Origin of the sequence: Phenylobacterium sp. J367, from assembly GCF_024699985.1 — a bacterium.
Classification (GTDB): domain Bacteria; phylum Pseudomonadota; class Alphaproteobacteria; order Caulobacterales; family Caulobacteraceae; genus Phenylobacterium.
Genome location: NZ_JAJONA010000001.1, coordinates 3,774,682 through 3,785,281 on the forward strand (window position 1 = coordinate 3,774,682; position 10,600 = coordinate 3,785,281).

Annotated in this window: 8 protein-coding genes; 1 reads left to right on the top strand and 7 read right to left on the bottom strand. The window is 68.6% G+C overall.

The annotated features are described in order from the left end of the window. Positions 1–71: 71 nt before the first annotated feature. The 6 genes from LRS04_RS20135 to LRS04_RS20160 all read right to left on the bottom strand — a co-directional run bounded on the left by LRS04_RS20135 (position 72) and on the right by LRS04_RS20160 (position 8,242). Positions 72–1,559: a replicative DNA helicase gene (locus LRS04_RS20135; protein ID WP_257817852.1), complete on the bottom strand. Its 1,488-nt coding sequence runs from the start codon at positions 1,557–1,559 to the stop codon at positions 72–74. 160 nt (positions 1,560–1,719) lie between these two features. After that, on the bottom strand, positions 1,720–4,137 hold the full coding sequence (locus LRS04_RS20140) for a TonB-dependent siderophore receptor (RefSeq protein ID WP_257817853.1): 2,418 nt from the start codon (positions 4,135–4,137) through the stop codon (positions 1,720–1,722). 254 nt (positions 4,138–4,391) lie between these two features. Beyond that, positions 4,392–5,327, bottom strand: a complete 936-nt coding sequence (locus tag LRS04_RS20145) for a calcium-binding protein (protein WP_257817854.1) — start codon at positions 5,325–5,327, stop codon at positions 4,392–4,394. Positions 5,328–5,364: 37 nt separating this feature from the next. Then, complete coding sequence (locus LRS04_RS20150) at positions 5,365–7,209, bottom strand: FG-GAP-like repeat-containing protein (protein ID WP_257817855.1); 1,845 nt, start codon at positions 7,207–7,209, stop codon at positions 5,365–5,367. A gap of 9 nt (positions 7,210–7,218) precedes the next feature. After that, positions 7,219–7,497: a hypothetical protein gene (locus LRS04_RS20155; protein WP_257817856.1), complete on the bottom strand. Its 279-nt coding sequence runs from the start codon at positions 7,495–7,497 to the stop codon at positions 7,219–7,221. 358 nt (positions 7,498–7,855) lie between these two features. Next, complete coding sequence (locus LRS04_RS20160) at positions 7,856–8,242, bottom strand: helix-turn-helix transcriptional regulator (protein ID WP_257817857.1); 387 nt, start codon at positions 8,240–8,242, stop codon at positions 7,856–7,858. Between the two features lie 385 nt (positions 8,243–8,627). On the opposite strand from LRS04_RS20160, the gene LRS04_RS20165 reads away from it, so the two are divergent. Continuing rightward, positions 8,628–9,320: an alpha/beta hydrolase gene (locus LRS04_RS20165; RefSeq protein WP_257817858.1), complete on the top strand. Its 693-nt coding sequence runs from the start codon at positions 8,628–8,630 to the stop codon at positions 9,318–9,320. A 60-nt stretch (positions 9,321–9,380) separates the two neighbouring features. Here LRS04_RS20165 and LRS04_RS20170 read toward each other — a convergent pair whose 3' ends face one another. Continuing rightward, the gene (locus tag LRS04_RS20170; protein WP_308238402.1) at positions 9,381–10,499 is read right to left on the bottom strand and encodes a TonB-dependent receptor domain-containing protein; all 1,119 of its coding nucleotides are present in this window, start codon (positions 10,497–10,499) and stop codon (positions 9,381–9,383) included. Positions 10,500–10,600 lie beyond the last annotated feature (101 nt).

Genomic DNA, 10,600 nt, shown 5'->3' on the forward strand with positions numbered 1-10,600 from the left:
CCGCTAGAGCATGATGGGGCCGGGCGTCAAAAGCCTGACCGTGGGATCGCCGGCGCCGAACCCGTGCAGGCTCAGTGCGGATCGTAGCGGTTGTCGCGCGCCAGGTTGCCGAACTTGGTGGTGTCGGAGTGGAACGACAGGCGCACCGTGCCGATCGGACCGTGGCGCTGCTTGCCGATGATGATCTCGGCCAGCCCCGTGACCTTGTCCATCTTCTCCTGCCACTCGAAATGCTCCGGCGTGTTCGGCTGGGGCTCCAGGCGGCTGAGATAGTATTCCTCGCGGTACACGAACATCACCATGTCGGCGTCCTGCTCGATCGAGCCGGATTCCCGCAGGTCCGAAAGCTGGGGCTTCTTGTCCTCGCGGTTTTCCACCTGGCGCGAGAGCTGGGAGAGCGCGATCACCGGGACGGACAGCTCCTTGGCGAGCGCCTTCATCCCCTGGGTGATCATGGAGACCTCCTGCACCCGGTTGTCCGAGCTGCCGGCCCCGCCGGTGACGAGCTGCAGGTAGTCGATGATGATCAGGTCGAGGCCGACCATGCGCTTCAGCCGCCGCGCCCGGGCGGCGAGCTTGGCCATGGTGATGCCGCCGGTGGCGTCGATGTAGAGCGGCGCCTCCTGGATCTCGAGGGCGGCCTCGCGGATGCGGCCGAACTCGACGGCGTCGATCTCGCCCTTGCGCAGCCGGTCGCCGGAAACGCCCGAGGCCTCGGCCAGCAAGCGCATGGCGAGCTGTTCGGCGCTCATTTCCAGGGAGTAGAAGGCCACGACCCCGCCGGCGACGGTCTTCTTCGAGCCATCGGGCTGGGGCTCGTAGGCGTAGTGCCGGGCGACGTCGAAGGCGATGTTACAGGCCAGCGATGTCTTCCCCATGGAGGGGCGGGCGGCGAGGATCACCAGGTCCGACGGGTGCAGGCCGCCGATCTTCTGGTCGAGATCGATCAGGCCCGTCGAGAGGCCGGCCAGGGCGCCGTCCCGGCTGTGGGCCTCGGCCGCCATGGCGACGGCGCCGTGCAGGGCGTCGGCGAAGGTCACGAAGCCCTGGGAGACGCCGCCGGTCTCGGCGAGCTGGAAGAGCTGCTGCTCGGCCTTCTCGATCTGGTCGCGGGCGTCGAGCTCCTCGTCGCCCTGGGCGGCCATGGTGGCGATCTCGCCGCCGATCCGGATCAGGTCGCGGCGGAGCGCGAGATCGTAGACGGCGCGGGCGTAGTCCGGGGCGTTGGCGGCCGGCGGGGCGCGGTCGACGAGGTCGGCCAGGTAGCGGATGCCGCCCAGTTCCTCGAAGGCCGGGTCGCGGCTGAACTGCTCGGCCAGCAGGATCGGCTCGGCCAGTTGGCCCTTGCGGATATTGGTCTCGATCGCCTGGTAGAGCCGCTGGTGGAACGGCTCGTAGAAGTGGCGCGCCTGCAGGTGGTCGCCCAGCCGTTCGAACGCGGCGTTGTCGTACAGCAGGGCGCCCAGGAGCGCCTGCTCGGCTTCGACGTTCGCGGGGACATGCGGGATCGCCACATCGTTGGAGACGGGGCGGAGATCGAGCGCAGGTACGACAGACATGCGACACCCCTAGCCCAGGGGCGGGGGGACAATCACTGCGACAACGGACCCTGCGGCTACCTGTCCACAAGACTTTTGTGTCGTGTGGACAAGCTTGGCCTGGCGGAAGTAGGGGCGGCGCGGGGCCCGAGGGACCGCGCCGCCCGCCACTCAGGTCAGCCTACCAGTTGAAGCCGACGCGGGCGTAGAGGAACCGCCCGTTGAAGCCGAACGGCGAGTAGCTCGGGAAGCCGATCGGGCCGTTGGTGTTCACGTTGGGCGGCGTGGCGTTCGGATATTCGTCGAACAGGTTGTTCACGCCGAGCGCGAGGGTCGCGCCCATGTCCAGCTCATAGCGGCCCTCGAAGTCCACCAGCACATGGTCGCCAGCCTTGTAGTCCAGCGTCGCATTGTTGTTCGGGATCAGCACGTCGCCGTAGTAGGTGGCCTTGGCCGTGGCCCCGAAGGCGCCCAGCGACCAGTCGACCGCCAGCACATGCTTCTGGTCCGGCGTGCCCTCCTCGAAGGTGAGGCGGTTGCCCCGGTCGAACAGCACCGGCGGCACCGGCAGGGCCGACAGCGGCGCGGTCGTCGGGATCTTCGTCACTTCGGTCTTGTTGAAGTTTGCCGCCGCCGTGATGTCGAACCGGCCGGCGGTGTCGGTGTTCAGCCGGTAGCGGGCGACGATGTCGACGCCCTTGGTGGTCGTATCCACGCCGTTGATGAAGAACCGGCCGCCGCCGATGCCGGAGGTGCCGGGCGGATTCAGCAGGTTGTAGATCGCAACCGCGGTCGCTGAGCCGGTGGGCGTGCCGAGGATGTTCTCCGACAGTACGATGCGGTCGTCGATGTCGATGCGGTAGGCGTCGACCGTCACCTCGAAGGCGCCGACGCTGTAGACGAGGCCCAGCGAGTAGTTGATCGAGTCCTCGGCCTCCAGCGGCTTGGCGCCCAGCGCTGCGGCCGTGGCGCTGGTGGCCGGGAAGGTCGAGACCTCGACCGGTGTGTTCACCCCGTTGATCGAGATGAAGTTCGTCGAGGTGGCGGTGAAGTACTGCTGCTGCAGGGCCGGGGCCCGGAAGCCGCTGGCGATCGTGCCGCGCAGCGCGAGGCTGTCCGTCACCTCGTAGCGGGCCGAGGCCTTGCCGGTGAGCGTGCTGCCGAAGTCGGAGTAGTCCTCGAAGCGGGCGGCGAGGGCGACGCCGAACGCCTCGGTGAACGGCACGTCCAGGTCGACATAGGCCGCGTAGGAGTGGCGGTTCACGTCCACTTCGTTGGACGGCTTGAAGCCCGGGAAGCCCTGGGCGCCCGCCGCCTTACCGGCCACCGGACCGAGGGTGTAGGAGGCGACGTCGCCGGCGGTGATGCCATAGCCCTCGTGACGGTACTCGGCGCCGAACGCCAGCGTCGCGGGTTCCGCGAAGCCGAACTCCATCGGCCGGGTCAGGTCGACGCCCGCCACCCACTGGTCATAGCGCATGGCGCCGGCGTCGAACGTGGTCGGCGAGGACGCGCCCAGCGAGGCGTTGACCGAGTCGATCACGCCGTAGTGCACCTTGTTGTAGCCGTACACGACACCCGCATCGATGCTGAAGCCGCCAGCCTCGCCACGCGTGCCGAAGGCGGCGGTGAAGTCGTCGATGTCCGTGGTGATCCGCGGCAGGAAGCCGTTCGGGAAGATCGACGGCACGTTGTTGGCGTTGTTGGCCAGGCGCGGGTTGGCGGCGCTGTCGGTCTGGCGGTTCTGGTAGCCGCCGAAGCCGTAGAGGCTCCAGACGTCGTCCAGCGGCGTGCCGGCGTTGGCATAGAAGGTGTAGTTCTCCGACTGCGGGTCGCCGTATCGCGAGGTGATCGACGGCACGGCCGGGCGCGGGTCTAGGTCGCCGCGGCTGGTCGGGTTCTGGTGACGGTACTCGCCCGACAGCGTCAGGAAGCCCTCGGCGCCGAGCGGCAGGCCGACCCAGCCCTGGACCGTGTTCGAGACGCCGTCCTTCTTGTCGTAGCCGTTCGGGATCCGGGCGGGCTTCACCTCGGTATTGTAGTAGCCGTAGGTGTAGGCGACCGAGCCCCCCTCACGGGCTTCACGCAGGCGCATGTTGATGACGCCGGCAATGGCGTCCGAGCCGTACTGCGCCGAGGCGCCGTCGCGCAGCACCTCAATGCGGTCGACGGCGATTGTCGGAATGGCGTTCAGGTCGACGGCGGCCGACCCGCGGCCGATCGAACCGTTGACGTTGACGAGCGCCGAGGCGTGGCGGCGCATGCCGTTCAACAGAACCAGGGTCTGGTCGGGGGCGAGGCCGCGCAGGGTCGCCGGACGCACGCTGTCGGTGCCATCGGTGATCGCCGGGCGCGGGAAGTCGAGCGACGGGGCCACCGAGGCAAGGGCGGCGCCGAGCTCGGTCGTGCCGGTGTTCCTGAGCGCCTCTTCATTGATCACGTCGACCGGCGCCAGGCTTTCCAGCCGCGAGCGGCCTTCGGTGCGCGTGCCGGTGACCACCAGTTCTTCGACCTCGCCCGAGGCGGTCTGTGCGACGGCGGTGCTGGCCCAGAGCGTCGCGACCGAAGCGGCGGCGAAGAGCGTGGCGCGGAATGTCATGTGTTAGCCCCTGAAATGCCTGCAAAAGCAGCGGAATTTCAGGCTAAGGTGGGTCGGTGACCACGGATATGACATTTCTGCTACAGCGTCAGAAATGCGAACGCCGACAGCGAGGCCTTTGGCCGCATCCGGACGAACCGGCGCCGGGAGCCCGGCGCCTTAGAGCAGGGTGAGCCAGACGACCAGCGCCAGCCCTGCGGCGGCAAGCGCCAGCAGGGCCAGGCTACGGGCCGTCCGCTCGTCGTAGCGTCGGCTCACGCGCCGAAGATCCAGTCGCCGGTGAGGCTGGTGAGCTGGACGCCGACCAGGATCATCTTGCCCCCGCCGGTCATGTTGATCGCCACGTCGGCGCCTTCCTGGGCGACGGTGTACTGCGTGCCCGGCAGGACGTTCACCCGGTCGCCTTCGGCGCGGTTGAAGTCGAGAACCCGGTCGATGCCCGCGTCGCCGTGGGTGTGGAACAGGTCAGCGCCCGCGCCGCCGGAGATGGTGTCGTTGCCCTTGTCGCCGGCGATCCAGTCGTTGCCGGCGTCGCCGGAGACGGTGTCGTCGCCCTGGCCGCCGCGGACCCAGTCGTCGCCGTCGCCGCCGCTCAGGGTGTCGTTGCCGAGATTGCCGTAGACGATGTCCCAGCCGTCTTCGCCGAACTGCAGGTCGTTGTCCTGGCCGCCGACCACCCAGTCGTCGCCGAGCCCGCCATAGACCGTGTCGTCGCCCATGTTGCCATGGACGTCGTCGAAGTCCGCGCCGCCGCGGATCAGGTCGTTGCCTTCGTTGCCGCGCAGGTAGTCCTGGCCGCCGCCGCCATCGACCGTGTCGTTCCCGGTATAGCCGAACATGCGGTCGGCGTTTGCCGAGCCCACGATGCTGTCGTTGCCCGCCAGCACGGTCGTGCGCACCGCCACGTTGTTGTCAGTCTCGGACCAGGTCACGAAGTCGAGCGCCGGGACCGAGAAGCCGGACACCTCGAAGACGGTCTCGCCCTGGAAAGTTTCGCGCCAGCTGTTCACCGTGCCGCCGGAGATCTCGTCCCCGGAGAAGGTGAACTGGCCGGTGAAGTACTCGAACCACTCGCCGTCCTTGAGCGTGATGGCTGTCGAGCCGGCGGACACGACGTCGGCCAGCGTCAGGTCGATGATCGCGAGGGTTTCGAAGTTGACGCCGGCGGAGCCGGCGATGAACAGCGCCATGGGGGAGGGTCCTTACTGAGGTTACGAAGGGGCGGGGTCAGGCCCCGAAGATCCAGTCGCCGGTGAGGCTGGCGAGCTGGACGCCGACGAGGACCATCTTGCCCCCGCCGACCATGTTGATGGCCACGTCGGCGCCTTCCTGGGCGACCGTGTACTGGGTGCCGGGCAGCAGGTAGACGCGGTCGCCCTCGGCCCGGTTGAAGTCGGTGACGCGGTCGAGGCCCGCCTCGCCGTGGGTGTGGAAGATGTCGGCGCCGGCGCCGCCGGTGACGGTGTCGTCGCCCCGGTCACCGGCCAGCCAGTCGTCGCCGGCCTCGCCGCGGACGATGTCGTCGTTCTGGCCGCCGCGGACGACGTCGTTGCCCTCACCGCCGTGGCAGACATCGTTGCCGATGTTGCCGTAGACGACGTCGTGGTCCTCGTCGCCGTAGAGGACGTCGTTGTCCTTGCCGCCGACCACCCAGTCCGGGCCCTGGCCCCCGGAGACGGTGTCGTTGCCCATGTTCCCGTGGGTGTCGTCGAACCCGTCGCCGCCTGCGATCCGGTCGTCGCCCTCGTCGCCGCGCAGGTAGTCCTGGCCGCCGCCGCCGACGAGGGTGTCGTTCCCGGCGCCGGCGTTGATCGTCTCGGCGTCGTTGTCGCCCATGAAGCCTTCGGACGCCGCCGTGCCCGGCTGGGCTGTCCCCGGATCGACGCCGAGGTCGATGCGCATCTGCTCGGAGCCGTCCCATTTGCCGCGCCAGGCGAGGAAGTCCGTGCGCCCGTCGCCGTTGAAGTCGCCGGGCGTGATCTGGTCGTACTGGTTGCCCGGGAGCAGGTTCGGCATCTCGATGAAGTGGCCCGACCCGTCGTTGAGGTAGAAGGGCGTCGACGACGCGTTCGAGAGCACCAAGTCGGTCAGGCCGTCGCCGTTGACGTCGGCGAGGTGGATGCGCCGCACCCAGTCGCCGGTGAGCATCGAGGCGGGCAGGGCGGTGGCCGTGCCGTCTGTGAACCCGCCTTGGCCGTCGTTCACCAGCAGCTGGATCTGCCTGATGATCGCCCCGTTCACCGGCAGGGTGTAGCTGATGATCAGGTCCTGGCGGCCGTCGCGGTTGGCGTCGAGCACCTGGATGTCCACGGCGTCGGCGGCGCCGTCACCCCGGGGCAGATCGCGCAGGGAATCGGTGAAGACGCCGGCGCCGTTGTTGATCAGCAGCCGCGACCCCGTGTTGGTGCTGGAGCCCAGGAACAGGTCCTTGTCGCCGTCCCCGTCCACGTCCACGAAGGCCTCCGACCAGTGGTTCGGGCCTCCGGCTGCGGCAAGCGAGGGGGGCAGGCCGGCCGTGGACTGGGTGAAGCCGCCTTGGCCGTTGTTGATCAGGAAGAAGGGCCGCGTCCAGGCGGTCCCGCCGCCACCGTTCCCGACATAGATGTCGAGGTCGCCGTCGCCATCGATGTCGGCGGCTTTCGCCGAGTGGCTGTAGTCGGAGACCTGCGGCAGCTGGCCGGTGGCGTTCGAGACCCCGGTCGCGCCGCTGGAGAGCAGGAGCGCGTTCTGGGCGCCGGGAAAGGGATTGGTGTCGTAGCCGTGGTCGGCGACGAAGAGGTCGGGTCGGCCGTCCTTGTTGAAGTCGCCCACGACCACTTCGCGCGCGTGCACCGTGGTCGGCGCGCCGCCGGCGATCACCGACGTCCGGTCGGTGAAGCCACCGGCCCCGTCACCCGAGAAGAAGCGGACCGGCGTGCCGCGGTCCTCCAGCGGGTAGAGGAAATAGGTCAGCGCGAAATCGGTCTTGCCGTCCCCGTCGAAGTCGGCGACCGCCACCTCGTGGATGAAGCCGGTCTCGTAGCCGCTGCGGATCGGAGCGCTGAAGTCGCGTGAGGTGTAGTAGGTCGGCATCGGTCCCCCTCAGGCTCCGAAGATCCGGTCGCCGGTGAGGCTGGCGAGCTGGACGCCGACGAGGACCCTCTTGCCCCCGCCGACCATGTTGAGGGCCACATCCGCCCCTTCCTGGGCGAGCGTGTATTGCGTGCCGGGCAGCAGGTAGACGAGCTCGCCCTCGGTCCGGCTGAAGTCGGTGACGCGGTCGAGGCCCGCGTCGCCCACCTGGCGCAGCGCGAATCCGCTCGTGTTCCACTGCACGCTGGCGGGCAGGGGATTGAGGACGAAATCGGCAGGTCCGGCCACTTAAGCTCTCCGGCGGTCTGATCTGGGAAGCTCTAAGGGTGTTGCGGGGGGCTGCGCTTCCCCCATTTGAGGGAGGCGTCGACGGGATCCGTCGGCCCGACCCGCCCCTCAAAGCTCAGCAATATCTGTGGTGTACAGAGAATCCGCACCCGGCGCGCCGCGCTGCGCGACGCCGGAGGCGCCGTCGGCGCAACGATAGATTCCCTAAGGCTTTTCGCGGGCGCGCCAAGCTCGGCCGACAGGCGTCGGCCACCATAAGAACAACTCAAAGCGCCCCCACGCTTCGCGTAGATTTACAGTCGAGGGTGATGATATCCGAACACGGACCTTCGACAAGGTGTTCAGAATTATCGATATTTCAATCGCTGGCGTTTTGAATAAGCAGTCGGCTCAGCTGCGCCTGACGCCGCACCCCGGTCTTGGCGAATACGGATTTCAGATGACTGCGGATGGTGCTCTCGGCGACGTCCAGCGTCTCGGCGCAGCTCTGAACCGTGCCGCCGTCGATCAGGTGCAGGACGATCTTGCTCTCCTGCGGGGTGAGCCCGTGCTCCTCGCGAAGGCGGTCCTCGCGATGGCCGACCTCGCGGTCCATGGCGACGCCCATGGCCTGTGCGACCTGACGGACCAGGGGGTGGCCGGCCTCGTAGGCGGCCCTGAGGCGGGGCAGGATGCTCGGGTAGGTGCGCGCGTAGGTCTGGGCTCGCCGCAGCAGGCGCTGGTCGAACGCGTCGTCGTCGCTCATGGTCTGGCCCTGGTCCCGAGTCGAGTTCAAGCATGACCCTTGTCGGTAGCGTTGGCCAGTTGGCGGCTGGCCGCCTCGATGTCCGCCACATGGATCGCGCCGGCGGAGTATCCCTGAGATCCCTCGGGCGCCGGCTGGCCAACAGGGCCATGCAGAGGATCGTCACCGCTTCCATGCGAGGCGCTGTCCGGGCGCATGCGGCGGGCCCGGAGGCCCTCGCGGCCTACGCCGAACGCCAGCGGCGCATCCATGAGCGGTTCGACGCGCCGATCCTGCCGATGGTCGAGGCCGAGGCGGTGCGCCTGGGCGGCCCCGGGCCAGGGTTGGCGGCGCCTCCGTCGCCGGCCGAGTGGTTCGCCCCCGGAAGGCGCCGCCGCGGGGCTTCGTGTTCTACGTCCATGGCGGGTCCTTCGTCGCCGAGCGCAGCCCCCGGATCACCCAACTCGTCGCCCGCTTCGCCGCCACCGCCGAGGCCCGGGTCTTCGCGCCGAGCTACCGCCTGGCGCCCGAGCATCCCTGTCCGGCCGGAGTGGAGGACATCGTCGCGGCCTGGGCCTGGTTCCAAGAGACCTGGCCTGGCGAGCCCGTCGTCGCCCTCGCCGAGTCGGCCGGGACCGCCATCCTGCTCGCCGCCCTGCAGCAGGCGAGGGCCCGCGGCATGCCGCTGCCCGCCGCCATCGTCCTGCTCTCGCCCTGGGTGGACCTGTCGCTGCAGAGCTGGTCGGTGACCGCCGCCTCGCTGATGGGGACCACGCCCTACACCATGGAAAGCCTGGCCCTGGTGTCCCGGTTCTATCTCGACGGCCGCTCGGCGACCGATCCGATTGCCTCGCCGCTGTTCGGGTCCTTCGAGGGCTTTCCGCCCATGCTGATCCACGCGAGCCGCGGCGACATCCTCTACGACGACGCCGTCCGCCTGGCCGAGAAGGTCCGCGACCAGGGCGGCGACCTGACCGTTCGCCTCTGGGCCGAGGAGACCCACGTCTGGGAACGGATGCACACGGCCAAGGCCAAGCAGTCGATCCTGCTCGCCGCCGAGTTCATCCGCCGCCACCTGGACGGGGCGCGGCCGGGCTGAGCCCGAAAGGAAAGGGCGGCGGATCGCTCCGCCGCCCCCGAGATCGACCTGGTCGCTCGCCTAGAAGTCGGCGGTGAGGCCCAGGAACACGTAGCGGCCGAAGGAATCGTAGAGCTGCGGCCAGGTGTTGCCGTTGCAGGGCCCGGCCGGGCAGTTCGACGAGCCGGTCAGCGGCGGATCCTTGTCGAAGATGTTGTTCACGCCGAGCCGGAAATTGACCGTGTCCTTCATGGTCCAGGTCGCCGTCAGGTCGAAGTAGTCCCGCGACGCCAGGGTCTTGTCGGACTCGTAGGCAAGATCCGGGTTGTTGAGCTGCGGGTCGTCCGAGAAGGCGTCCAGGGTCACCTTGTTGAAGTGGCGCCATTGCAGGGAGACGCCGACGCTGGAGAGCCAGTCGCCGTAGCTGAACGGCGTGTTCCAGGTCAGGCGCGCCTTGTGCCGCCACTCGGGGTTCGGCGAGGTCAGGCCGCCCGCCACCGAGCAGATGGTGCCGTAGTAGCCCTTGCAGTCGTAGGGATCGAGGTTCGGCAGAGCCTGGATCTCCAGCTTGTCGAGCCAGGTGCCGACGAATGACACCGAGATGCCGCCCGCGTTCGCCATGCCGAAACGGTCGAGGTCGGTGCGGTAGCCGGCGTTGATGTCGACGCCCGAGGTGCGCAGCGAGCCGGTGTTCAGCGTCGTGTCGGTCACGAAGCCCTGGGGCGAGAGGAACAGCGACCCTTGCGCGTCGCGGTTCACGAGGCCGCAGAAGAACGGATCCAGGGTGTTGACGCAGCTGTTGATGATCAGGTCCGCGCCGATCTGGCCGATGTAGTCGTCCACCTTGATGTCGAACCAGTCGACCGAGACGTTGAGGCCCGGCAGGTAGGACGGCTGGTAGACGAAGCCCAGGGCATAGGTGTCGGACTTCTCCGGGTCGAGGTTCGGGTTGCCGCCCAGGAGGCCGTTGTACTGGTTCGCCGGGTTGGCCTCGATGGCCAGCACCTGTGCGGTGGTTAGGTTGAACGCCTGGGCGCAGGTGGCGACCAGCGGATCGCCCGCCGCCAGGCCGGCGCAGGGGTCCTGCGTCCCGTCGAGGACGACGTTCTGCGGGCTGAACAGCTCGAGCACGTGGGGGGCGCGCACCGCACGCTGGTAGCTGGCGCAGAATCCGGAGGTCCTCAATCGGCTCCCAGTCACCGGCGAGCTTGTAGGTGTGGGTGGTGCCGATTGTGGAGTAGTCCGAGAAGCGGTAGGCGGTCTCGAAGGTCAGCGACCGGGCGAAGGGCATGTCCTGGACG

What these genes read in the sequence shown, in the direction of transcription:
- LRS04_RS20135 (WP_257817852.1), bottom strand. Translation starts at nt 1,559, where the DNA reads ATGTCTGTCGTACCTGCGCTCGATCTCCGCCCCGTCTCCAACGATGTG.
- LRS04_RS20140 (WP_257817853.1), bottom strand. Translation starts at nt 4,137, where the DNA reads ATGACATTCCGCGCCACGCTCTTCGCCGCCGCTTCGGTCGCGACGCTC.
- LRS04_RS20145 (WP_257817854.1), bottom strand. Translation starts at nt 5,327, where the DNA reads ATGGCGCTGTTCATCGCCGGCTCCGCCGGCGTCAACTTCGAAACCCTC.
- LRS04_RS20150 (WP_257817855.1), bottom strand. Translation starts at nt 7,209, where the DNA reads ATGCCGACCTACTACACCTCACGCGACTTCAGCGCTCCGATCCGCAGC.
- LRS04_RS20160 (WP_257817857.1), bottom strand. Translation starts at nt 8,242, where the DNA reads ATGAGCGACGACGACGCGTTCGACCAGCGCCTGCTGCGGCGAGCCCAG.